The organism is Klebsiella grimontii, from assembly GCF_042137965.1.
Classification (GTDB): domain Bacteria; phylum Pseudomonadota; class Gammaproteobacteria; order Enterobacterales; family Enterobacteriaceae; genus Klebsiella; species Klebsiella grimontii.
This window is the reverse complement of sequence record NZ_CP169721.1, coordinates 1743594-1766690: the sequence shown is the minus strand read 5'-3', so window position 1 is coordinate 1766690 and position 23097 is coordinate 1743594. Positions and strand designations below refer to the sequence as shown.

The 23097-nt window shown below is 59.1% G+C and carries 20 protein-coding genes and 1 pseudogene; 6 read left to right on the top strand and 15 right to left on the bottom strand.

Annotated elements, in window-relative coordinates:
- Positions 1-88 precede the first annotated feature (88 nt).
- Both ACE3MN_RS08465 and ACE3MN_RS08460 read left to right on the top strand, forming a co-directional pair.
- Positions 89-847, top strand: a complete 759-nt coding sequence (locus tag ACE3MN_RS08465) for a MerR family transcriptional regulator (RefSeq protein ID WP_049086417.1) — start codon at positions 89-91, stop codon at positions 845-847.
- A gap of 159 nt (positions 848-1006) precedes the next feature.
- Complete coding sequence (locus tag ACE3MN_RS08460; protein WP_004103838.1) at positions 1007-1120, top strand: protein YohO; 114 nt, start codon at positions 1007-1009, stop codon at positions 1118-1120.
- Here the strand turns inward: ACE3MN_RS08460 and ACE3MN_RS08455 are convergent.
- The 5 genes from ACE3MN_RS08455 to bglX all read right to left on the bottom strand — a co-directional run bounded on the left by ACE3MN_RS08455 (position 1095) and on the right by bglX (position 7303).
- Positions 1095-1832: an ABC transporter permease gene (locus ACE3MN_RS08455; protein WP_024359193.1), complete on the bottom strand. Its 738-nt coding sequence runs from the start codon at positions 1830-1832 to the stop codon at positions 1095-1097. The genes ACE3MN_RS08460 and ACE3MN_RS08455 overlap by 26 nt on opposite strands.
- Complete coding sequence (locus ACE3MN_RS08450) at positions 1816-2763, bottom strand: ABC transporter ATP-binding protein (RefSeq protein WP_004138591.1); 948 nt, start codon at positions 2761-2763, stop codon at positions 1816-1818. The genes ACE3MN_RS08455 and ACE3MN_RS08450 overlap by 17 nt, the downstream gene beginning before the upstream one ends.
- Positions 2756-3913, bottom strand: a complete 1158-nt coding sequence (locus ACE3MN_RS08445) for an ABC transporter permease (protein ID WP_024359195.1) — start codon at positions 3911-3913, stop codon at positions 2756-2758. Before ACE3MN_RS08445 ends, ACE3MN_RS08450 begins: the two co-directional genes overlap by 8 nt.
- Before the next feature lie 7 nt (positions 3914-3920).
- Entirely contained in the window at positions 3921-4838 is a 918-nt protein-coding gene (locus ACE3MN_RS08440; protein WP_024359196.1) for an ABC transporter substrate-binding protein, read from the bottom strand.
- A 167-nt stretch (positions 4839-5005) separates the two neighbouring features.
- Positions 5006-7303 (bottom strand): beta-glucosidase BglX, encoded by a 2298-nt coding sequence (bglX, locus tag ACE3MN_RS08435; RefSeq protein ID WP_064342994.1) that lies wholly within the window; start codon positions 7301-7303, stop codon positions 5006-5008.
- A gap of 194 nt (positions 7304-7497) precedes the next feature.
- Here bglX and dld point away from each other — a divergent pair, with 194 nt between their 5' ends.
- A complete protein-coding gene (dld, locus tag ACE3MN_RS08430) occupies positions 7498-9240 on the top strand; it encodes a D-lactate dehydrogenase (RefSeq protein ID WP_102649881.1) in 1743 nt (580 codons plus the stop codon).
- 97 nt (positions 9241-9337) lie between these two features.
- Complete coding sequence (locus ACE3MN_RS08425) at positions 9338-9892, top strand: GNAT family N-acetyltransferase (RefSeq protein ID WP_004138576.1); 555 nt, start codon at positions 9338-9340, stop codon at positions 9890-9892.
- Positions 9893-10030: 138 nt separating this feature from the next.
- Here ACE3MN_RS08425 and pbpG read toward each other — a convergent pair whose 3' ends face one another.
- Together pbpG and ACE3MN_RS08415 are read right to left on the bottom strand one after the other, a co-directional pair.
- The gene (pbpG, locus tag ACE3MN_RS08420; protein ID WP_004138574.1) at positions 10031-10978 is read right to left on the bottom strand and encodes a D-alanyl-D-alanine endopeptidase; all 948 of its coding nucleotides are present in this window, start codon (positions 10976-10978) and stop codon (positions 10031-10033) included.
- Positions 10979-11152: 174 nt separating this feature from the next.
- Positions 11153-11740 carry a Yip1 family protein gene (locus ACE3MN_RS08415; RefSeq protein ID WP_004122818.1) on the bottom strand — a complete coding sequence of 196 codons (588 nt, stop codon included), beginning with the start codon at positions 11738-11740 and terminating at the stop codon, positions 11153-11155.
- Positions 11741-11895: 155 nt separating this feature from the next.
- On the opposite strand from ACE3MN_RS08415, the gene ACE3MN_RS08410 reads away from it, so the two are divergent.
- On the top strand, positions 11896-12465 hold the full coding sequence (locus tag ACE3MN_RS08410) for a DedA family protein (protein ID WP_102649882.1): 570 nt from the start codon (positions 11896-11898) through the stop codon (positions 12463-12465).
- Between the two features lie 105 nt (positions 12466-12570).
- Here the strand turns inward: ACE3MN_RS08410 and mdtQ are convergent, their stop codons facing one another.
- Positions 12571-14010: a multidrug resistance outer membrane protein MdtQ gene (gene mdtQ, locus ACE3MN_RS08405; protein ID WP_064342995.1), complete on the bottom strand. Its 1440-nt coding sequence runs from the start codon at positions 14008-14010 to the stop codon at positions 12571-12573.
- 119 nt (positions 14011-14129) lie between these two features.
- Between mdtQ and ACE3MN_RS08400 the strand changes: the two genes are divergently transcribed.
- Positions 14130-14864 (top strand): class I SAM-dependent methyltransferase, encoded by a 735-nt coding sequence (locus tag ACE3MN_RS08400; RefSeq protein ID WP_004138568.1) that lies wholly within the window; start codon positions 14130-14132, stop codon positions 14862-14864.
- A 96-nt stretch (positions 14865-14960) separates the two neighbouring features.
- Here ACE3MN_RS08400 and ACE3MN_RS08395 read toward each other — a convergent pair whose 3' ends face one another.
- The 7 genes and pseudogenes from ACE3MN_RS08395 to ACE3MN_RS08365 form a co-directional block, all read right to left on the bottom strand.
- Entirely contained in the window at positions 14961-16355 is a 1395-nt protein-coding gene (locus ACE3MN_RS08395) for a glycoside hydrolase family 1 protein (protein WP_004138567.1), read from the bottom strand.
- Between the two features lie 17 nt (positions 16356-16372).
- Positions 16373-18344: pseudogene (gene bglF, locus ACE3MN_RS08390) on the bottom strand (PTS beta-glucoside transporter subunit IIABC).
- A 53-nt stretch (positions 18345-18397) separates the two neighbouring features.
- The gene (gene bglG, locus ACE3MN_RS08385; protein WP_004122830.1) at positions 18398-19231 is read right to left on the bottom strand and encodes a transcriptional antiterminator BglG; all 834 of its coding nucleotides are present in this window, start codon (positions 19229-19231) and stop codon (positions 18398-18400) included.
- 152 nt (positions 19232-19383) lie between these two features.
- Positions 19384-20322, bottom strand: a complete 939-nt coding sequence (dusC, locus tag ACE3MN_RS08380) for a tRNA dihydrouridine(16) synthase DusC (protein WP_102649884.1) — start codon at positions 20320-20322, stop codon at positions 19384-19386.
- Between the two features lie 200 nt (positions 20323-20522).
- Positions 20523-21716: a 3-hydroxybenzoate 6-monooxygenase gene (locus tag ACE3MN_RS08375; protein ID WP_049088505.1), complete on the bottom strand. Its 1194-nt coding sequence runs from the start codon at positions 21714-21716 to the stop codon at positions 20523-20525.
- Positions 21717-21724: 8 nt separating this feature from the next.
- Positions 21725-22369, bottom strand: coding sequence for a maleylacetoacetate isomerase (maiA, locus tag ACE3MN_RS08370; protein ID WP_098362839.1), 645 nt, complete (start codon positions 22367-22369; stop codon positions 21725-21727).
- Positions 22370-22377: 8 nt separating this feature from the next.
- Positions 22378-23076 (bottom strand): fumarylacetoacetate hydrolase family protein, encoded by a 699-nt coding sequence (locus ACE3MN_RS08365; protein ID WP_102649885.1) that lies wholly within the window; start codon positions 23074-23076, stop codon positions 22378-22380.
- Positions 23077-23097: the final 21 nt, after the last annotated feature.

Genomic DNA, 23097 nt, shown 5'->3' with positions numbered 1-23097 from the left:
TCCATTTTTGTACAAAAAACAGACAAAAATTCCCGCTTCGGCAAACAGCTTCTACAGTTAATGGAGGAGAACACAGCGGGAGGAGAAAATGGCGCTTTATACAATCGGCGAAGTTGCCCAGCTTTGCGATATCAATCCCGTGACGTTACGCGCCTGGCAGCGGCGCTACGGATTACTGAAACCCCAGCGTACCGACGGCGGTCATCGCCTGTTCAACGAATATGAAATAGACCGCATTCGCGAAATTAAGCGCTGGATTGAGTCCGGCGTGCAGGTCGGGAAAGTGAAAACGCTGCTGATGGATAACGAGCAGGAGGTGGCCGACGGCTGGCGCGCTCAGCAGGAGATCCTGCTCGACTATTTGCAAACCGGTAGCTATCATCGCCTGCGCATGTGGCTTAAGGAGCGCAACCACAGCGACTCTGCGCAAATTCTGGTCAAGCACCTGATTAACCCTTTACGCCAGCGCCTGCTTAGCCCGCAGCCGACGTTGCTGGCGCTGCGTGGCATCCTTGACGGTATTTTGATTAATCATATCGCCCGCAGTCTGTCATCCACGGCAAAATATCCCGGTAACCATGCGCTGGTTGTGGGCTGGAACGTTAGCGATATTACCCGGCTATGGCTGGAGGGATGGATAGCCAGTGAGCAGGGCTGGCGGGTGGATATTCTCGCCCATTCGCTAAACCAGCTCCGGCCGGAACTTTTCCCCGAGAGTACGTTGATGGTCTGGTGCGGAGAGACGCCCTGCAGCGCCCAGGTCAACCAAATGCGTCTCTGGGAGCAGCAGGGGCAGATTATCTGGCTCAATCACGCCACCGCCGCGTCTCCCGGAGGCGGCGCCTGAGGCGCCTGTCCGGGCTACCGGATCGCAGATTGCTGTGGGTCCGTAGCCCGGCTAAGCGCAGCGCGAGCCGGGGATATTGTCGTCGCTAAAAAGCAATTAATGTTTTATTAACACCTGCGCTTCACCGTATAATCCCTGCGTTAACATCAGGAGCCTATTATGAAGCCAGCGAAAATTGCGGTGATTACCCTGTTCTTATTTATGGCCATCAGCGGCATCGGCGGCGTGATGCTGGCCGGTTATTCGTTTATTGTTCGCGGCGGTGTCGGCTGATTCGCCGGTTCAGCCGTTCAAAACCGCGGTCGACGATAATCGCCGCCAGCGCCACCAGCAGCGCCCCCTGAATGACATAAGCGGTATTAAATCCGCTGAGGCCGATAACAATCGGCGTACCGAGCGTATTCGCGCCAACGGTTGAAGCAATGGTCGCCGTACCGATATTGACGATAGTCGAGGTACGAATTCCGGCGAGCATCACCGGCGCCGCCAGCGGCAGCTCAACCTTCATCAGTCTCTGCCAGCCGCTCATCCCCATCCCCTGAGCGATGGTTAATACCCCGGACGGTACCGCCCCAATTCCGGCCAGCGTGCCCTGCAAAACCGGTAATATGCCATACAGCGCCAGCGCGATCAGCGCGGGCTGCCAGCCAAATCCCATCACCGGAACCGCAATCGCCAGCACCGCGACCGGCGGAAACGTCTGCCCCATTGCGGCGATGGTCTCTACCAGCGGACGAAACTCATGTCCTCCTGGACGGGTGACCGCAATCCCGGCCCCGACGCCCACGATCGTCGCCGCCAGGCTGGAGAGCGCCACCAGCCAAAAGTGCGCCAGGGTGAGAGAGACAAAACTCTCCTGCTGATAAACCGGACGCGGCAGCTCGGGAAACAGTGCGCTGAACAGCGGCGCGCTGTAGGGCAACGCCAGCAGCAGCGCGATAAACATGGCGCTGAGCCACAGCAGCGGATCACGCAGCGCCTTCACGCCGGGCCTCCTCGCGCAGCAGGTCGGCAAAATGCAGCGTCCCGCAGGCCTCTCCCTGCTCATCGACCACCGGCAGCACCTCGCGGCGATGGGCAACGAACTGCGACAGCGCCTCGCGCAGGGTCATCGCCACGTTTAACGCATCCCCCGCCAGGCGCTCGTCGCGGCGCAGATAATCGCCGACGCCGCGCAGCGATAGCAGGCGCACGCCCAGTTCGCTGCGGCCAAAGAAGGTCTGCACAAACGCATTTTTCGGCTCAAGCAGCATCTGCAGCGGCTCCCCCTGCTGTACCACTTCGCCGCCATTCATCAACACCAGATGGTCCGCCAGCCGCAGCGCCTCATCGATATCGTGGGTTACCAGCACTATCGTGCGACCCAGCAGGCGATGAATGCGGATCATCTCCTGCTGCAAGGCTTCGCGCGTCACCGGATCGAGCGCGCCGAAGGGCTCATCCATCAGCAGCACTTCCGGGTTGGCCGCCAGCGCGCGCGCCACGCCGACGCGCTGCTGCTGCCCGCCGGAAAGCTGATGCGGGTAGCGTTCGCGCAGGCCGGGCTCCAGCCCCAGCAAGGCCATCAGTTCATCGATTCGCGCCTGGGTTTTCTGTCGCGACCACTTCAGCAGCTGCGGGACGGTGGCAATGTTCTGCGCCACCGTCCAGTGGGGAAACAGGCCGATGGACTGGATGGCGTAGCCCATTTTGCGGCGCAGTTCGAGCACCGGCTGCTGGCGGATATCCTGCCCGGCGAAACGGATCGTCCCGCTATCGTGCTCCACCAGACGATTAATCATCTTCAGCGTGGTCGACTTCCCCGAACCGGAGGTGCCGATCAGCACCGAAAATGCCCCTTCGCGCAGATGCAGATTGAGGTCTTTCACCGCAGGCTGTCCGGCAAAGGCTTTATTGACGCCGTCAAACTCAATCACCGGCCTCTCCTTTCAGTAATGCGCCCCACAGCGCGAATAACGCATCCACCACCACCGCCAGCGCGATGGTCGGGATTACCCCCAGCAGCACCAGATCCAGCGCGCTGCTGAGCAGCCCCTGGAAAACCAGCGCGCCGAAACCGCCCGCGCCGATCAGAGCCGCCACCACCGCCATACCGACGGTTTGCACGCTAACCACCCGCAGGCTGCGCAACAGTACGGGCAAGGCCAGCGGTAGCTGTATCTGGCGAAAGCGCTGCCCGCCGCTCATCCCCATCGCCGCCGCGCTCTCCAGCGCTTCACGCGGCACCTGCTGCAGGCCGGTCGTCACCCCGCGCACCAGCGGCAATAGCGCATACAGCACTAGCGCGATCAGCGCTGGCGTCATGCCGGTCCCGGAAACGCCGATCTGCGCCAGCGAGGGAAACTCCCGCGCCAGCCCGGCCAGCGGCGCGATAAGCAGGCCAAATAACGCGACGGAGGGAACGGTCTGAATCACGTTGAGAACCGCAAAAACCGGCGATTGCCAGCGGGGATACCGCCAGAGCCAAACGCCAACGGGTAGCCCAATCAGCAGCCCCGGCAGCAGGGTGCCGAACAGCAGGAGCAGATGCTGAGACAGGGCATCGTCAAAAACATCGCGGCGATTGAAATACTCTTTCAGCAAAGAGAGATCATTGAGCGCGCCGAGTCCCAGCAGCAGCGCGGGCAGCAGCCAGATTTGCGCATTTAGCAGCCAGCGCCACAGGGCGCGGGAGGTCAGGCGACGAACCGCATCGCTGGCAATAAGCAGGCAAAGCGCCAGCGCCAGCCACAGACCGCTGCCCGGCGAGGTGCGGGCTAAAGGAGAACCGTTCTGGGCCAGCTGCACCGCCGCCCTGCCGGCCCCCCACAGCAATAAAGGCAGCAGCAGATCCGCTAGCAGGAAGATAAGCAGCAGCGGGAGGCGCCCTGAACGCCAGCTCAGCAGCGCTATCAGCAGCGCGACCGCCGCCTGCCCCCCCGCCAGCCACGGCCAGACCTGCCATAGCCAACGCCCCTCGCCGGATAACAGCCGGTTAGGGGCATAATTGATAAACGGCAGCGCCATCGCCAGCAGCAGTAGCAACGCCAGCAGCAGCGCAACCCGGTTACCGCAACGAATCGTCACGCGCGCGCTACTTCAGCAGCCCTTTTTGTTGCAGATAGTCGGCGGCGACTTTCTTCGCATCCAGCCCCTCTACCGCAATGCTGGCGTTCAGCTTTTGCAGCGTCTTTTCATCCAGGCTGGCAAATACCGGCTGTAGCCAGTCGGCTATCTGCGGATAGGCTTTTAACACCGCTTCACGCACTACCGGGGTGGGCGCATAAATCGGCTGCACGCCCTTCGGGTCGCTCAGGGTTTGCAGACCCAGCGCGGCGACCGGGCCATCGGTACCGTAGGCCATCGCCGCATTCACGCCGGAGGTTTGCTGCGCCGCCGCTTTGATGGTGACCGCCGTATCGCCGCCCGCCAGCGACAGCAGTTGATCTTGCTTGAGCGTAAAGCCGTAGGCTTTTTCAAACGCCGGCAGCGCGTCCGGGCGTTCAATAAACTCCGCCGAGGCGGCCAGCTTAAAGTCGCCGCCCTTTTGCAGATAGCCGGCGAGGTCGCTTAATGAGGCGAGGTGGTTTTTCTCCGCCAGATCCTGACGGACGGCGATAGTCCAGGTATTGTTGGCCGGAGCCGGGGTGAGCCAGATGAGCTTATTCTTTTCCGCGTCCAACTTTTTGACTTTTTCGTATCCCTGCTGCGCGTTTTTCCACGCCGGGTCGTTCTCCTCTTTGAAGAAGAACGCGCCGTTGCCGGTATATTCCGGGTAAATATCCAGCTCACCGGCGGTTATCGCCCCGCGCACCACCGGGGTGGTGCCGAGCTGGATTTTATTGACGGTTTTCACCCCATGACTTTCCAGCACCTGCAAAATAATATTGCCGAGCAGCGCCCCTTCGGTGTCAATTTTTGAGCCGACCTTAACCGGCTCGGCCGCCTGCAGCGGCAGGCTAATCAGGGCCGCCAGCGCCAGCGCGCCTGACCAAACACTTGCCTTTATCATCCTCGCGTCCCTCTTTAATTTGCGCTCCATTAACAGGAGCTTAAGAGAAAAGCGTAGTTCATTTAGGGCGGAGCGGAAAAAGAAAAGGCCGATTAATCGGCCTTTAGGATAACGGAAAGCGTGTTCCCGGGCTGCGACTGGCGCCTTACCCGGGCGACAAATCGCCATTACAGCAGTTCAAACTCGCTCTGCTTCACGCGGGCGGAATCGACGCCGATAAAGACGTTGAATTTACCCGGCTCGGCGTCGTACTTCATCTGCTGGTTCCAGAACTTCAGCGCCTCAACGTCAATCGGGAAGCTGACGGTTTGCGTCTCGCCCGGCTTAAGGGTCACCTTTTTAAAGCCGCGCAGCATTTTCACCGGACGGCTCATGGAAGCGGTAACGTCCTGCAGATAAAGCTGAATCACCGTCGCCCCTTCGCGCTTGCCGGTATTGGTCACCTGCACGCTGGCGGTCACTTTGCCGTCACGTTGCAGGGTCGGCGCCGACATTTTCACGTCGGAAACGCTAAAGGTGGTGTAGCTGAGGCCGTAGCCAAACGGATAGAGCGGACCGTTGGCCTCGTCAAAGTAGCGCGAGGTGTACTTGTTCGGCTTATCCGCATTGTACGGACGACCGGTGTTGAGATGGCTGTAGTAGGTGGGGATCTGCCCAACCGAGCGCGGGAAGGACATCGGCAGCTTGCCCGACGGGTTGTAGTCGCCGAACAGCACATCGGCAATCGCGTTACCGCCTTCGGTACCGGCAAACCAGGTTTCGAGGATCGCATCGGCCTGCTGATCTTCTTTCACCAGCGCCAGCGGACGGCCGTTCATCAGCACCAGCACCAACGGCTTGCCGGTCGCTTTCAGGGCGCTAATCAGGGCGCGCTGGCTCGGCGGCAGGGTGATGTCGGTGCGGCTGGAGGCTTCGTGGGCCATGCCCTGCGCCTCACCCACCACGGCAACCACCACGTCAGACTGCTTCGCCGCCGCCACCGCTTCGTCAATCATCTCCTGCGGCGAGCGCGAGTCAACCTGCACCGCTTTCTCATACAGATTGAGGAAGTCGACGATGCCTTTATCGTCGGTCACGTTGGCGCCTTTGGCATAGATAATCTTGCCTTTGTCGCCCAGCGCGTTCTGCATACCGGTCAGCACGGTCACCGACTGATCGGCAACGCCCGCCGCCGACCAGCTGCCCATCATGTCGCGCTTGCTGTCGGCCAGGGCGCCGATCACCGCGATAGTGCCCGATTTTTTCAGCGGCAGCGTATCGAGACGGTTTTTCAGCAGCACCAGGCTTTCGCGCGCCACTTCGCGCGCGTCTTTGCGATGCAGGCGGCTTTCGGCATTGGTATCCTGCGGGTCGGAATCTTTCGGCCCCAGGTGGCTGTAGGGGTCGTTAAACAGGCCCATATCGTATTTGACGTTCAGCACGTGGCGGGTCGCGTCATCCAGCTCCGCCATCGTCACCTTCCCGGACTTCACCAGCCCGGGCAGATACTTGCTGTAGTACTCGTCGCTCATGCTCATGTTGATGCCGGACTTCAGCGCCACGCGCACCGCGTCTTCCGGGTCCGACGCCACGCCGTGTTTAATCAGCTCCTTGATGGCCCCATGGTCGGAGACGGTGATGCCTTTAAAGCCCCACTGGTCGCGCAGCACGTCCTTGAGCAGCCAGGCGTCGGAGGTCGCCGGGGTGCCGTTAAGCGAGTTAAGGGCCACCATGACCGCGCCGCTGCCGGCATCCAACCCCGCTTTGTACGGCGGCATATAGTCGTTGAACAGGCGCTGCGGACTCATATCAACGGTGTTGTATTCTTTGCCGCCTTCGACCGCGCCGTAGGCCGCAAAGTGCTTGACGCTGGTCATCACCGAGTAGCGATCGGCCGGGCTTTTCCCCTGCATCGACTCCACCATCGCCCTGCCCATCTCGGTAGTCAGGTAGGTATCTTCCCCGAATCCTTCCGAGGCGCGGCCCCAGCGCGGGTCACGGGAGACGTCGACCATCGGCGCCCAGGTCATGTTCAGGCCATCATCGGCCGCTTCGTACGCCGATACTCGCCCGACGGTATTCACCGCGTCGAGGTTAAAAGAGGAGGCCAGACCAAGGCTAATCGGGAAAACGGTGCGCTGACCGTGGAGCACGTCATAGGCGAAAAACAGCGGAATTTTCAGGCGGCTGAGTTCCATCACCTGATCCTGCATAGTGCGGATATCATGGCGGGTCACGGTGTTAAAAATAGCCCCCACCTGACCTTCTTTGATCATTTCGCGGATGGCCTCTTTCGGGTTATCCGGGCCGACGCTAATTAAGCGCAGCTGACCGATTTTTTCATCCACCGTCATTTTCGTCAGCAGTTCCGTCACAAACGCATCCCGCGCCTGCGGCGTTAGGGGATGATTGCCGAACAATTCATCCGCCAGCGCGGGTTGCAGCGCCAGGCTCACAGCGACGCCTACAGTACAAAGCCATTTCATTTTTATCCCTCATTGTTCCAGTCGACCAGATCGGCGAAAAGATAGCAAAAGTCGAAGTCTGCCATAAACATAAACGAGACGCCTGAATAAAGCGCGCGTTGTTCTCTGATTTTTCGAAACATTGATGCATCAAATTGTCATACAAAGCGCTATTCTTATTTTTGATAATTTTGTACCACCACAAGGAGTGGAACATGTCATCTGCAACAACCAATAACAACGCTTTTCTGGCTGAACTCACCCGTCTGGTCGGCTCGTCCCATCTGCTCACCGACCCGGCTAAAACCCAGCGCTACCGTAAAGGCTTTCGCTCCGGCCAGGGCGACGCGCTGGCGGTGGTCTTTCCCGGTACGCTGCTGGAGCTGTGGCGCGTGCTGAACGCCTGCGTCAACGCCGACAAAATCATTCTGATGCAGGCGGCCAACACCGGCCTGACCGAAGGCTCAACGCCGAACGGCAACGATTATGACCGCGATATCGTGATTATCAGCACTCTGCGCCTGGATAAACTGCATCTGCTGGATAAAGGCGAGCAGGTGCTGGCTTATCCCGGCACGACGCTCTATTCGCTGGAAAAAGCGCTGAAGCCGCTGGGCCGCGAGCCGCACTCGGTCATTGGTTCATCCTGCATCGGGGCATCGGTGGTCGGCGGGATCTGCAACAACTCCGGCGGCTCGCTGGTCCAGCGCGGCCCGGCGTACACCGAAATGTCGCTGTATGCGCAAATCGATGAAAACGGCAAGCTCAGCCTGGTGAACCACCTCGGCATCGACCTCGGCACGACGCCGGAGCAAATTCTTAGCCGCCTCGACGACGAGCGGGTTAAAGATGAAGATGTCCGCCACGACGGTCGCCACGCCCACGATCATGATTACGTCACCCGCGTGCGCGACGTGAATGCCGATACCCCGGCGCGCTACAACGCCGACCCGGACCGCCTGTTTGAATCCTCGGGCTGCGCCGGCAAGCTGGCGGTGTTCGCCGTGCGCCTCGATACCTTCCCGGCGGAAAAACGCCAGCAGGTCTTCTACATCGGCACCAACCGCCCGGAAGTGCTGACCGAAATTCGCCGCCATATTCTCGCCGAATTCAACCATCTGCCGGTGGCGGGTGAGTACATGCACCGCGATATTTACGATATCGCCGAGCAGTACGGGAAAGATACCTTCCTGATGATCGACAAGCTCGGCACCGATAAAATGCCGTTCTTCTTTACCATGAAGGGCCGCACCGACGCGATGCTGGAGAAAGTGTCGCTGTTTAAGCCGCACTTCACCGACCGCTTTATGCAAAAGCTGGGTCACGTCTTCCCGGCGCATCTGCCGGAGCGAATGAAAACCTGGCGCAATAAATACGAACACCATCTGCTGCTGAAGATGGCGGGCGACGGCATTGAAGAAGCCCAGGCCTGGCTCGGGGAGTATTTTAAGAACGCCGAAGGCGATTTCTTCGTCTGCACCGCGGAAGAAGGCAGCAAAGCCTTTCTGCACCGCTTTGCCGCCGCGGGCGCGGCGATCCGCTACCAGGCGGTTCACGCCGATGAAGTGGAAGATATTCTGGCGCTGGACATCGCCCTGCGCCGTAACGATACCGACTGGTTTGAGCATCTTCCCGCCGATATCGATAGCCAGCTGGTGCATAAGCTCTATTACGGCCACTTTATGTGCCACGTTTTCCATCAGGATTACATCGTGAAAAAAGGCGTCGATGCCCACGAACTGAAAGAGAAAATGCTGGTGCTGCTGAAGGAGCGCGGCGCTCAGTATCCGGCCGAGCATAACGTCGGCCATCTGTATGAAGCGCCGGAAAGCTTAAAACGCTTCTATCGCGAAAACGATCCCACCAACAGCATGAATCCGGGGATCGGTAAAACCAGTAAGCAAAAATACTGGGGCGAAGCGCCGGATAAAACGACAAGCGCCGCCGACCCGCAATAATCCGCACGGGGGACTGTTCAGCCCCGGGGCTTCTGTATTACGCTGCACGCCGGAGAATTCTCCTCTCCGGCAAACCCGTTTAAGGAACCCACCCATCATGTCCGCAGTGGATAAGCTACATGACGCTGACTTAGAGATCCGCGAAGCGCTGCCCGATGACGCCCACGCCATCGCCGCGCTGTACGTCTGGCACGTGCTCAATGGACGCGCCTCGTTTGAAGAGATCCCGCCAACCGTCGATGAGATGCGTAAACGTATCAAAACCGTGCGCGATAGCGGTCTGCCGTGGCTGGTTGCCCTGTGGCGCGGCACCATCGTCGGCTACTGCTACGCCACCTTTTACCGCCCGCGTCCGGCCTATCGCTACACGCTTGAAGAGTCGATTTACGTTGAGGCGGGAATGGGCGGACGCGGTATTGGCAGCGCCCTGCTCTCGCGGCTAATTGAGAAATGCGAACAGGGACCGTGGCGGCAGATGCTGGCGATTATCGGCGACGGGCATAGCAACGCCGGGTCGATTGCGATTCATAAAAAGTTCGGTTTTAGCGTGGCGGGACAGTTGCGCAGCGTCGGCTATAAGATGGGCGACTGGCGGGATACCCTGATTATGCAGCGCCCGCTCGGCGATGGCGACTGGACGCTGCCGGAGTAGCCTCTCGGCGTAGTGGGTAAGCGGTAGCCCGGACAGGCGCGCCGGCGCCGCCTCCGGGAAAATCCCCCGGCTCGCGCTGCGCTTAGCCGGGCTACAGGTATCCAGCGTTCTGCGCGCCGCAATCCGGGGAAATGGGGGTTAATCGTTCTGCGCGGTCTGCGCGCCGCCTTTCAGCATCGCATCGGCCATCTGCGCTTCACGCTGCTTTTTATAGCTGAGCGCGGAAGCCGGAACCGGCATCACTTTTCCCGTTTCAATCCACGTTCTCAGACGGCTGGCGTCGGCAAAGTGGGTATATTTGCCAAACGCATCCATCACCACCAGCGCCACCGGGCGCTGATTAATCACCGTCCGCATAATCAGGCAGTGGCCCGCCGCGTTAGTAAAGCCGGTCTTGGTCAGCTGAATATTCCAGTTGTCGCGGTAGACCAGATGGTTGGTATTGCGGAACGGCAGCGTATAGGCCGGATGGGCGAACGTCGCCATATCCTCTTTGGTGGTGCTCAGTTGGCCAATCAGCGGATACTGTTCGCTGGCGATCAGCAGCTTAGTCAGATCGCGGGCGGTAGAGACGTTATGAATCGACAGGCCGGTAGGCTCGACGTAACGGGTACGGGTCATCCCCAGCGCCTGCGCCTTGGCGTTCATCGCGCGGATAAACGCGTCGTAGCCGCCCGGATAATGGTGCGCCAGGCTGGCGGCGGCGCGGTTTTCCGACGACATCAGCGCCAGCAGCAGCATATTGCGGCGGCTGATTTGGCTGTTCAGGCGCACGCGCGAATAGATCCCTTTCATCTCAGGCGTCTGGCTGATATCAACGGTCAGCATTTCATCAAGAGGCAGATGGGCGTCAAGCACCACCATCGCGGTCATCACCTTAGTGATCGACGCCATCGGGCGAACCAGATCCGGCTGGCTGGCATAGATGATTTTTTTGCTGGCAAGATCGACGATCATCGCGCTGCCGGAAGCGATATCCGGCTGGGAGGCGGTCACCGCCGTGGAAGTTTTAGCCATCGCCTGGGGTGCAAAAGGCACAGCCAGCAGCAACGTCAGGCTGAGCAAAGAAACTCGAAATTTGGTCATCGTGAACATTCTGAAAAGTATTTTTGCACGTTATAAACGTACGCCGCGGCGCTGGGGATAACACCGCTGGCAAAAATCATCATAACCTGTCAGAACGCGAGCTGGCTAATAAGAATCGTGAACAAATGCTGCATTGCCGACATAAAAATCTATTTATGCCGGCAATGAGTTAAATCAGAAGAGTCGGTAGCCGTATCCCCAGAGAATGACGGTGATAGCCAGCAGCACTTCCAGCACCAGCACCCCGATCGCCAGGGTCGAGCTGGCGAAGCTCAGCCCCTCTTCTTTATTGATGCCAAGGAAAGTCGGAATACCGAGATACAGCAGATAGCCGGTATAAAGCAGCGCAACGGTTCCCACCAGCGCGCACAGCCACACCAGCGGATAGAGCGCCACGAGCCCGCTAAGGAAAAGCGGCGTGGCGACATAGCCGGCGAAAACCATACAGCGCTTAAGCGATGGCCGCTGCGGATAGCTTCGTGCCATCCACCAGATAACCCGCCCCATCACCGCCACCCCGGCGAGCATCACGGCATAAAACAGCACCGCCAGGGCCAGCCCGGTCATCAGCGACAGTTTTACCACCGTGCCGTCGCCGAAATTCCAGCCCAGCTGCGTGGTGCCAATAAAGGCGCAGATAACCGGAACCGCCGCCATGACCAGCACATGGTGCGTATAGTGATGCGAAACGGTTTCGTTTTCGCTTTTAATAACGCTCATCTCTTGATTAGGATGAGAGAAGAGCCCCCAGACATGGTTCATAGCGTCCCCCTTGTCACGGCGTGGTACAGCACTGATCCAAGTATAATTCACCTTGTAGATTATTTTGTGTACAGCGATAAAAATGCGCTTCCCCCGCATTTTTAGCATCAGGGTGTATGATTAAGGGACTGACGTTTTATGGAGTTAATCTTTATATGGATATCAATAACCTAATTTCCCAGTACGGCTACGCGGCGCTGGTCATTGGCAGCATGGCGGAAGGCGAAACCATCACGCTGCTCGGCGGCGTGGCGGCACATCAGGGATTATTGAAGTTCTGGCTGGTGGTTATTTCGGTCGCCCTCGGGGGCATGATTGGCGATCAGCTGCTTTATTTGCTCGGCAGGCGCTTTGCCGGACGGATCCTGCGGCGGTTTGCGCGCCAGAAAAAACGGATCCAGAAGGCCCAGCGGATGATCCAACGGCGTCCTTATCTGTTCGTCATCGGTACCCGCTTTATGTACGGCTTTCGGGTTATCGGCCCGCTGTTAATTGGCGCCAGCCGCCTGCCGCCGAAGGTGTTTCTGCCGCTGAATATTGTCGGCGCGATTATCTGGGCGTTAATTTTTACCACGCTCGGCTATCTCGGCGGCGAAGCGATCGGCCCGTGGCTGCATCATCTGGACGCGCATCTGAAACACTGGATCTGGCTGATTCTGGCGGTGGCGCTGGTGGTTGCGGCGCACTGGTGGCTAAAGCACCGCGAGGCAAAGAAGAAAGAGTGACGAGAGTTCCCGGATGGCGGCGTAAACGCCATATCCGGGCTACAAACTCCACAGACCACGTAATCTGTAGCCCGGCTAAGCGCAGCGCGAGCCGGGGAAACAGGACTACTTCGCCGCCTGATGATACCCGCCGCCCAGCGCGGAGGTCAGCTGAATGCTGGCATCAAGCCACTGGCCGCGCAGGCGCAGCGCGGTGACGCGCTCCTGCAGCGCCGGCAACTTCGCCAGGCTGACGCGCGAGCCGGAAATAATCCCGGCATTCATCCGCGCCTGGGCCAGCGCGACCATCCGCTGAGCATCTTTTTCAACCTGCTGCTGCTGCTGATTTTTCGCCATCAGCGTTTCCATCTGGCTGGCGGTTTTCGCCACCTGGTTCACCGCATCGACCACCGCTTTATTGTACTTCGCTATCGACAGAGCGTTTTGCGCGCTGGCGATATCCAGGTTCGCGTTCAGGCGGCCGCTATCAAAGATCGGCAGGGTCAGCCCGGCGGTGACGCCCATCTGCTGGGCAGAGTGGCGGAACAGATCGCTGAGATGCAGGGCATCCTGCTGCAGGAAGGCCATCAGGTTGATATCCGGATAAAACGCGGCTTTCGCGGCATCCACTTCGCTTAATGAAGCTTCGATATACCAGTGCGCGACCTGCAGGTCCGGGCGTCGCGCCAGCAGCTCATAGCCCAGTTGGTTGGGCATTTGCGCGCTGACGGCGGGTAAATCCGCCGGATGAAGATTCAGCGCCCGGCTCTGGCTGTTGGTCAGCGCCATCAGCCGCGCTTCGATCTCTTTCATATTGCCCGCTACGTCGGCGAGCTGCTGATCGGTTTTACTGACGTTAATATCGTTCTCTGCCCCTTCGGCCGAGTTGGTGATCCCGCGCTGGTACAGCGCAGTATCCACGGTAACGACATTATTCTGTTCGCGCTTCACCTGCGTCAGCACGTTTTTAATGGCCGCTTCGGTCTGCCACTGCCAGTAAAGGCGAGCGACGCTGCCGGCCAGCAGTTCGCGGGTCTGGGCTTCTTCGGCGACCTGGGCTTTGACTTCACCGATGCGCGCTTTCAGCAGCGCGCGGTTTTTACCCCACAGGTCCAGATCCCATCCGGCGGTCAGTCCGAAGGTGCCGTTGGTGTACCACGGCCCGGTGTTGCCGTCGGTATCGGTGGCAAACGGCCCCATCAGCCCCTCGGAGGACATTTTCTGTCGTTCGATATCGGCGGAAAAATCCAGGTTCGGCCCCAGGCTGGATTGCGACATCCGCGCCTGCGCTTCCGCCAGCCTGATGCGTTGTTCGGCAATCTGCATGTCCGGCGCATTGGCTAAGGCACGCTGAATCAGGCTATTGAGCTGCGGGTCATGGTAATCCTGCCACCAGTTGCTCTGCGGCCAGCCGTTTTTTACGGCGGCGGGCAATTCCATTGCGACGTGGGATGCCGGGGTCTGCTGCTGGAGCGGCTTGCCAGTATCGTGCGATGGCGCGCAGCCCGCCAGCGCGATAACCAGTGGCAGGCCAGCCAACGCGCGTTTGCTCAAAGTCAGGTTCATGAAATCGGTCAGGTGATTAAATAAGGTCGGGTATATTAAGCTACTTGCATCATTGCCGTTTAGTAAAGCGTGTGCCGTAACTATTAGCAGGCTAAAAATAAACTTCTCATGGAGTGATAATGAGTCAGAACATCTATGACGATCCCGCTTTTTTTGCCGGATACGCCACCCTCGATCGTTCGGTAAAAGGGCTGGAGGGTGCGCCGGAGTGGCCAACCCTTCAGCAAATGCTTCCACCGTTATCCGGTTTACGCGTCGTCGATCTTGGCTGCGGCTACGGCTGGTTTTGCCGCTGGGCCCGGGATCAGGGCGCCGCGCAGGTGGACGGGCTGGATCTCTCCAGCCGAATGCTGGAGCGCGCCCGCGAAATGACGGAGGGCGAAGGTATTCGCTATCGCTGCGAAGATCTCCAGACGCTTACCCTGCCCGCCGATAGCTGCGAGCTGGTCTATAGCTCGCTGGCGCTGCACTATCTGCCCGACGTCGCGCCCCTGTTCGCCACCGTTTACCGGGCACTGACGCCTGGCGGCACGCTGCTGTTCTCCGCCGAACATCCCATCTACACCGCCCCGCCTCAGCAGGGCTGGCAGGTGGATGAGAACGGGCAGAAAAGTTGGCCGGTGAGCCACTACCAGCAGGAGGGCGAGCGCATCAGCAACTGGTTTGCCGACGGAGTGAAAAAACAGCACCGCAAGCTGTCCAGCTGGATAAACCTGCTGGTGGCCGCCGGTTTTATCATTGAGCATCTGGATGAGTGGGGACCGACGGCGGAGCAGATTGCCGCTCAGCCGGCGCTGGATGAAGAAAAAGAGCGGCCGATGATTTTTCTGCTGCGCGCGCGTAAGCCGGCGTAATACGCAAAATGGCCCGGAGGTTATCCGGGCCGAGGGTTTTAGCTACTGTCGCGCATTTCTGCCGGGTGGCGGTTAGCCGACGCAACCTCCAGACGATTACTCTTTTAAGCTGCCGCCGTTAGTGGCAATGACCTCTTTATACCACCAGAAGCTCTTCTTGCGACTGCGCGCCAGGGTGCCGTTGCCGTCATCGTCGCGATCGACATAGATAAAGCCATAGCGTTTGGACATCTCCGCCTTCGACGCGCTCACCAGGTCAATAGGCCCCCAGCTGGTGTAGCCCATCAGCTCAACGCCGTCCTCGATTGCCTCACGAACCTGCACCAGATGGTCGTTAAGATAGCTGATCCGGTAATCGTCGTTGATGCTGCCGTCGGCTTCCACCTTATCCTTGGCGCCCAGGCCGTTTTCCACGATAAACAGCGGCTTCTGATAGCGATCCCACAGCACGTTCAGCAGCGTGCGCAGACCGAGCGGGTCAATCTGCCAGCCCCATTCCGAGCTTGCCAGGTGCGGGTTCGGCACCATGCTGAGAATATTGCCGCGCGCTTTTTTGTTCAGCTCTTCGTCGGCGGTCACGCAGCCGGTCATATAGTAGCTGAAGGAGATAAAGTCGACGGTCTCTTTCAGGGCGGCGCGGTCGGCATCGGTGATGTCGAGGTTAATGCCGTTGTCGCGGAAATAGCGCAGCATATAGCCCGGGTAAGCGCCGCGGCACTGGACATCGCCAAAGAACTGCCAGCTACGGTTCTGCTGCAGGGTTTCAAAAATATCGTCCGGTTTGCAGCTGAGCGGATACATCAGGCCGCCGAGCAGCATATTGCCGATTTTGCCCTCAGGCACGATGTCATGGCAGGCCTTAGCCGCCAGCGCGCTCGCCACCAGCTGATGGTGAATAGCCTGGTAGACTTCCGCTTTGCTGCTGTCGGCCGGCAGTCCGACGCCGGTCATCGGCGCGTGTAGGGACATATTGATTTCATTGAAGGTCAGCCACAGTTTGACCTTCGCCTGGTAGCGCTCGAACACCGTACGGGCGTAGCGCTCGAAGAAGCCAATCACTTTGCGATTGCCCCAGCCGCCGTAGTTTTTCACCAGCGCCCACGGCATCTCATAGTGGGACAGGGTTACCAGCGGAGTAATATTGTGCTTCGCCATTTCATCAAACAGCTTATCGTAGAAGGCCAGCCCGGCTTCGTTTGGCTGCGCCTCATCGCCGTGGGGGAAAATACGCGCCCAGGCAATCGATACGCGCAGGCAGTTAAAGCCCATCTCGGCAAAGAGGCTGATATCTTCCGGATAACGGTGGTAAAAATCGATGGCGATATCCTTAATGCCGCTATCGCCGGGCACGCGTTCTACCACATCGCCAAATACGCCGCGCGGCTGGACGTCAGAAGTGGTTAATCCCTTCCCGTCTTCCAGATAAGCGCCTTCAACCTGGTTTGCCGCGGTCGCGCCGCCCCATAAAAACGCCTGTGGGAATGTCTTCATTCATCTCTCTCCTGTGATTAACGGCTTACGGACAACAGCGGCTGACCGGCATCCACCGCGCTGGCGGAGACCATGTCGAGAGTACGAAAATCGTCGCTGTTGCTGATAATAATGGGCGTCGCCAGATCATAGCCGGCGTCCAGAATCGCCTGGCGGTCAAACTCCAGCAGCAGGTCGCCCGCTTTGATTTTGTCACCCTCTTTTACATGGGCGGTGAACGGCGCGCCATCGAGCTTAACGGTGTCGATGCCAACGTGGATGAGCAGCTCAATGCCGCTGTCGCTCAGCAGACCGATGGCGTGTTTGGTTTGAAAAATGGAGGCGACTTCGCCCGAGAACGGCGCGATAACCTTGCCCACTGAGGGAATAATCGCCACGCCCTGGCCCAACAGGCCGCTGGCGAAGGTACTGTCAGGCACCTGATCCAGCGCCAGCACGCTGCCGGTCATCGGCGCCAGGATGTCGTTTTCCGAGGCCGGCGCCACGACAACCGCAGCCTGCTCAGCGCTGCTGCGCGGCAGCCCGGCGACGAGGGTAAGCACGCAGGCGATGATTAACGAGGCAAACATCCCCGCCGCGCCGCCCCACACCGTAGCGTCAATGCCCTCCGGCGGGATCATTTGCGCCAGGGTGAAAATGTTACCGAAACCAAAAGAGTAGACGTGGCTGTCGCTAAAACCAACCATCGCGCCGCCGATGGCGCCAGCAACGCAGCCGAAGATAAAGGGACGGCGTAAAGGCAGGTTCAGACCATAAATCGCCGGCTCGGTCACGCCAAAGATCCCGGCGGAAACCGCAGAACCCGCCAGCACTTTTTGCCGCGCATCGCGAGTGCGCAGGAAAATCCCCAGCGCGGCGCCCACCTGGCCCATCACCGCAGGCAGCAGCATCGGCATCATCGAATCATGGCCCAGCACGGCGAGGTTGTTAATCATTAACGGTATCAGGCCCCAGTGCAGCCCGAAGATAACGCATACCTGCCACAGCGCTCCCATCGCCGCTCCGGCAAGCCAGGGCGCAACCTGATAGATAAGCTGATAACCATTGGCCAGCAGCTGGCTCAGCCAGGTGGCTACGGGGCCGATAATCAGAAACGTGAGCGGTACGACGACGGCCAGGCAAATCGCCGGCGTGAAGAAGTTCTTCATCGAGGAAGGCAGTATCGCGTTGCTGCGTTTTTCAATCCAGCAGCTGACCCACGAGGCGAGGATAATCGGAATGACCGAGGAGCTGTAATTGATAAAGGTCACCGGAATACCGAGGAAATACTCCGTCGCGGCGCCGGGAGCCATGCTGGCGTCAAACGCTTGAATCATCAGCGGATGAGTTAACGCGCCGCCGATCACCATGGTAATAAAGGGGTTGCCGCCAAATTTCTTGCCTGCGGTATAGCCGAGAAACAGCGGGAAAAAGAAGAACAGCGCATCGCTGGCGGCAAACCAGATTTTATAGGTCGCCTGCTGCGTCGTTAACCAGCCGCAAACCACCGCCAGCGCCAGCAAGCCTTTGAGGATCCCCGAGGCCGCCAGGACGCCGATAAACGGGGTGAAAATACCGGAAACAATGTCGATAAGCTGGCCGATAAGCGACACTTTTTCGCCTTTTACCGCCACCGGCTCACTGTCATCCGTCAGGCCGGCTTCGCTGCGCACCGCCAGCCAGACATCGTGCACGTGATTACCGATAACCACCTGAAACTGGCCGCCGCTTTCGACGACCATAATGACGCCAGGGTTCGCCTTCAGTCCTTCGGCATCCGCATTCTTGCTATCTTTGAGCTTAAAACGCAGCCGTGTAGCGCAGTGAACCAGACTCACAATATTCTCTCTGCCGCCTACCCGAGTGAGAATATCCTGCGCGAGTGCTTTATATTCCATGCTGTTTTTCCTTACTTCCGCTGCCCGCAGGCATCGTTAACTGAGTATTAAAAATAAAAAAACCCGAGAACAACGCCGTGTAGGCGTTGCGCTCAGGTTTTGCCTGCGTAATGCAGTAACAATCCAGTTGTAGCGCGGGAGCTATGCGCCAGGCCCGATCGGCGCTTAGCGTCCCTCTTTTCTCACCCGCTCAATATGAATGGCGAGAAACATAATCTCTTCCGTCGTCAGCGGCCGCTGGTAGCTCTTTTGCAGGTGCCGGGCGACGGTTTCCGCACACTTCCACGCTTTAGGGTAGTTATCCTTTACCGCGCTGTGCAGCGTCACATCATCATCTTCGACCACCGTTCGCGTCAGCATGCGCTGGGCGAAAAACTTGAGGTGGGTGACAAAGCGCTGGTAGCTCAGCGACTCTTCGTCGTAGTTCAGCGTCAGCTGATACTTCACCAGCTGCAGGATCTCCTGCATGACCCGGGTCACGTGCATCACTTCCGGCATTTCGCTGTTGAGCTGCGCCGTGACCAGATGCAGGGCGATAAAACCCGCTTCATCTTCGGCCAGTTCAACCCCGAGCCGTTTGCTAACGATCGCCCGCGCCTCTTGCCCTAATTCAAACTCCTTCGGATACAGCCGCTTTATTTCCCACAGCAGCACATTCCGAATGGCGATGCCCTTCTTCTGCCGCTCAATCGCAAAGTGGCAGTGGTCGGTCAGGGTAATGTACAAACTATCCTGTAACTTACCGAGACGACCGCGCGCCAGATCGATGATCCGATCGCAGGTGGTCATCACTTCTAACGGTATCTGACTGAGTAATTCACCTAAACGGCCAACCAGTTCATCGCTCTGCAGCGCGAAGACCTTTTCAATTTTACTTTCATCAAGAGAGTCACCAACGCGTTTTTGAAAGGCAAGTCCTCGGCCCATGACTACCTGTTCGCGCTGCTGCTCATCAACAACCACCACTACATTATTATTAAGGACTTTGGCGATTTGCATATGAACCCCAAAAACAAAAAAACCTGACCCCGACGGATGCCAGGAAATCAGGTTTTGCCTGCCGGAGCAGTAACAATCGGTAGTGAGTATTTCACTGTCCGCCGGGTAATCTCAATGGGACAAGCCAAAAATTGTGATGTAGGTCAGATAGTTTAGCTACGCCAGTCGTTAATCATGCGCGCAATGCTGGTTGAATCCTGTAGGGTGCGCACCGCGCTGAACAGCTCAGCAGCCTCAAGGTATTCTTTACGCAAATAGCTCAGCCACTGTTTGATACGCGCGACGTGATAAAGACCGGTGTCGCCCTGCTTTTCCAGGCGGGTATATTTTTGCAGCAGTTCGACCACCTGCGGCCAGGGCATACGTGGTTCGTTATATTTTATCACCCGGCTCAGGTTTGGAACGTTCAGGGCGCCGCGGCCAATCATCACCGAGTCGCAGCCGGTCGCGGCCAGGCAATCCTGGGCGCTTTGCCAGTCCCAGATTTCACCGTTGGCCACCACCGGAATAGTCAGGCGCTGGCGGATTTCGCCGATGGCCTGCCAGTCGATGCGCTCCGCTTTATAGCCGTCCTCTTTGGTGCGGCCGTGCACCACCAGCTCGCTGGCGCCCGCCTGCTGGACCGCATCGGCAATTTCAAATCGCCGCTCGCCGCTGTCCCAGCCAAGCCGTACTTTTACCGTGACCGGCAGATGGCTGGGAACCGCCTCGCGCATCGCTTTCGCGCCGCGATAGATAAGCTCAGGGTCTTTAAGCAGCGTCGCCCCGCCGCCGCTGCCGTTCACCAGCTTTGACGGGCAGCCGCAGTTGAGGTCAACGCCCCAGGAACCGAGCTCGACCGCGCGAGCGGCGTTTTCCGCCAGCCACTGCGGATACTGCCCGAGCAGCTGCACGCGCACGCGGGTGCCGGACGGCGTCAGGCTGTTGTTATGCAGTTCCGGACACAGCCTGTAGAACGATTTTACCGGCAGGAGCTGATCCACCACGCGCAAGAATTCGGTGATGCAGAGATCGTAATCATTCACTTCGGTCAGCAGCTCGCGCACCAGCGAATCGAGCACGCCTTCCATCGGCGCCAGTAATACACGCATATTGTTTATCATTGCCCGGAAAAAAGAGGCGCTATGTTAGCGCCTCTGGATGCGGGTTGAAAGGGGCCAATATCGGTTTTCCCGGCGGCGGCGCTGCTTCCCGGCTGGCGCTGCGTTTAGCCAGGCTACGCGACCACCGCTATCTGCGGGCCGGTAGCCCGGGTAAGGCGCCAGCCGCGCCCCGGGAAGTGCGCAGCCGCTTAACGCGCTTGCAGGCAGTTATCCTCTTTCCAGCCGTACAGCCACTCGATGCCGCGATAAAACTCGCTCTGGGTTTTGCCTTTCCACAGCAGATTGCGCACCTGACGCTCAACGCCGGCGGCGTGATAGACCCGCCCCATTTCCCGCGTCGACCAGACGATGCGCGCGGTACGCGGAATACGTACCGATTCATACAGCGCGAAAGCGCGGGCGGCGTCGCCGTCGCATTGCGCCAGCGCTTTACCCAGCGTCACCGCATCTTCCAGCGCCATACAGGCACCCTGGGCCATATACTGCGCCACCGGATGCGCGGCATCGCCAACCAGCGTGATGCGGTCGTTGCCCCACTTCTCTACCGGCTCGCGGTCGGCGGTGGACCAGCGACGCCAGGAGGTCGGTTTGTCCAGCATCTGCCGGGGACGCGGGTGGATGCCTTTAAAGTAGGAGAGCACCTCTTCTTTACTGCCGTCGCGCACGCCCCACTCTTCCTGCTGCCGACTATGGAAGGTCACCACCAGGTTGTACTGCTTGCCGCCGCGCAGCGGATAATGCACCAGGTGGCAGTGCGGACCGGCCCACAGCACCGGCGCGTTGATGCGTAAATCGTCCGGCATATCGGCGGCGTCAACCACCGCGCGATAAACGACATGGCCGGTTACCCGCGGCGAATCGCCCAGCAGGCTTTGGCGCACCACCGACTTACCGCCGTCGCAGCCGATCAGAATATCCGCCGTCCAGCTGTTGCCTTTATCATCAAACACCGTCACGTCATCGGCGGTCTGGCGGATATCCACTACCTGCGTCGAAGTACGGTACTCGACGGCCGGATGGGTCAGCGCCGCCTCCCAGACGGTGGCGTGGATATCCACCCGATGGATCACCGCATAGGGTCCGCCAAAATGGTCGCGGAAGGCCTGTCCGGTCTCAATATGCACCACCTCTTCGCCGTTGACCGCATCCATCATGGTGATATGGTCGGTAAACACCGCGCGCTGGCGGGCGACTTCGCCGACGCCGAGGCTGTCGAGCGCCGAGAATGCGTTTGGACCCAACTGGATCCCGGCGCCGATTTCGCCGATTTCATGCGCCTTTTCCAGCAGCATCACTTTGATGCCCTGGCGCGCCAGAGAGAGCGCCGTGGCCGCTCCGCCAATACCGCCGCCGACAATAATTGCTCGCATCACTTTTGCCATGTTGCCTCCTAAGCCGGGATCTTATCTTGTTGGTTTTCCGGCGCGGCGGCGATAAATGCCGGCAGCCGGGTACAGGCGTCATAAACCGCCTGGCAGCGCGGATAGTGACTGAGATCGCAGCCCATCCTCAGGGCGTTGGCCCACTGCGGCACCAGGCAGCAGTCCGCCAGGGTAGGCGCATCGCCCACGCAAAAATCGCCGGATTTCGCGTGGCGCAATAGCTGCTCGACGGCGCTGAATCCCTGCTGGATCCAGTGCGCATACCAGCGTTTTTTCTCCTCTTCGCTTACCTTTAGCTCGTCGCCAAGGTAGCGTAAAACGCGCATGTTATTAATGGGGTGAATATCGCAGGCGATGGCGTAAACGATCTCCAGTACCCGCATCCGCGCGCTGTCCGCCTGGGGCAGCAGCAGCGGCTGCGGATAGTGCCGGTCCAGCCAGTCGGCAATCGCCAGCGACTGGCCGAGGGATTCGCCTGTGTCGGTAATGAGCGTCGGCACCAGACCGACCGGGTTCAGCCGCCGGTACTCCAGCGCGTTCTGCTGGCCGATGCGGATGTTAACACCGACGCTCTGGTAGTCGATGCCTTTCAGCGCCAGCGCAATCCGCACGCGGTAGGACGCTGAGCTATTAAAAAAACTGTACAGCTTCATCATTCACCTCACACCACGCGCACGGCGATTGGCGTCAGTCCATCAACGTTGCCGGTGATGACATCGCCTTTCACCACCGCGCCGACGCCTTCCGGCGTGCCGGTGAAAATCAGATCGCCGGGCTGCAGCTCAAAGAAGCAGGAAAGATAGCTGATGGTTTCGTTAACCGACCAGATCAGGTGGCGAATATCGCTGCGCTGATGATCTTCCCCGTTTACCTGCAGCCAGATTCCGGCCTGGCTCACGTCCGCCGTATCCGCTTTATGCAGCGGCGCAATCGGCGCGGAAAGGTCAAAAGCTTTACCAATCTCCCACGGACGGCCCATCTGGCGCATCTCCATCTGGCGATCGCGGCGGGTCATATCCAGCCCCGTGGCATAGCCCCAGATATACTCATGGGCCTGCTCCAGCGGGATATCGCTTCCCCGCTTGCCAATCGCCACCACCAGCTCAATTTCGTAGTGATAGTTATCGGTTTGCGTCGGATACGGCAGGTTCAGCGTTTCTCCCGCGGCGACGGGCACCACCGCATCGGCAGGCTTGCAGAAGAAGAACGGCGGTTCGCGATCCGGGTCAAAGCCCATTTCACGCGCGTGAGCGGCGTAGTTGCGGCCCACGCAGTAAACGCGGCGCACCGGGAACTGCTCATCGCTGCCGACAACCGGAACGCTAATCGGGGCCTGGGGTGCAAAAACGTATTGAGTCATGATTCGATTCCTTATTCTTAA

Bases quoted from the DNA above. Each gene is read 5' to 3' on its own strand.
- ACE3MN_RS08460 (WP_004103838.1), top strand. From the start codon at position 1,007: ATGAAGCCAGCGAAAATTGCGGTGATTACCCTGTTCTTATTTATGGCC.
- ACE3MN_RS08425 (WP_004138576.1), top strand. From the start codon at position 9,338: ATGTCCGCAGTGGATAAGCTACATGACGCTGACTTAGAGATCCGCGAA.
- pbpG (WP_004138574.1), bottom strand. From the start codon at position 10,978: ATGACCAAATTTCGAGTTTCTTTGCTCAGCCTGACGTTGCTGCTGGCT.
- dusC (WP_102649884.1), bottom strand. From the start codon at position 20,322: ATGCGTGTATTACTGGCGCCGATGGAAGGCGTGCTCGATTCGCTGGTG.
- bglG (WP_004122830.1), bottom strand. From the start codon at position 19,231: ATGCAAATCGCCAAAGTCCTTAATAATAATGTAGTGGTGGTTGTTGAT.
- bglX (WP_064342994.1), bottom strand. From the start codon at position 7,303: ATGAAATGGCTTTGTACTGTAGGCGTCGCTGTGAGCCTGGCGCTGCAA.
- maiA (WP_098362839.1), bottom strand. From the start codon at position 22,369: ATGAAGCTGTACAGTTTTTTTAATAGCTCAGCGTCCTACCGCGTGCGG.
- ACE3MN_RS08365 (WP_102649885.1), bottom strand. From the start codon at position 23,076: ATGACTCAATACGTTTTTGCACCCCAGGCCCCGATTAGCGTTCCGGTT.
- mdtQ (WP_064342995.1), bottom strand. From the start codon at position 14,010: ATGAACCTGACTTTGAGCAAACGCGCGTTGGCTGGCCTGCCACTGGTT.
- ACE3MN_RS08395 (WP_004138567.1), bottom strand. From the start codon at position 16,355: ATGAAGACATTCCCACAGGCGTTTTTATGGGGCGGCGCGACCGCGGCA.
- ACE3MN_RS08375 (WP_049088505.1), bottom strand. From the start codon at position 21,716: ATGGCAAAAGTGATGCGAGCAATTATTGTCGGCGGCGGTATTGGCGGA.
- ACE3MN_RS08410 (WP_102649882.1), top strand. From the start codon at position 11,896: ATGGATATCAATAACCTAATTTCCCAGTACGGCTACGCGGCGCTGGTC.
- ACE3MN_RS08400 (WP_004138568.1), top strand. From the start codon at position 14,130: ATGAGTCAGAACATCTATGACGATCCCGCTTTTTTTGCCGGATACGCC.
- dld (WP_102649881.1), top strand. From the start codon at position 7,498: ATGTCATCTGCAACAACCAATAACAACGCTTTTCTGGCTGAACTCACC.
- ACE3MN_RS08465 (WP_049086417.1), top strand. From the start codon at position 89: ATGGCGCTTTATACAATCGGCGAAGTTGCCCAGCTTTGCGATATCAAT.
- ACE3MN_RS08415 (WP_004122818.1), bottom strand. From the start codon at position 11,740: ATGAACCATGTCTGGGGGCTCTTCTCTCATCCTAATCAAGAGATGAGC.
- ACE3MN_RS08440 (WP_024359196.1), bottom strand. From the start codon at position 4,838: ATGATAAAGGCAAGTGTTTGGTCAGGCGCGCTGGCGCTGGCGGCCCTG.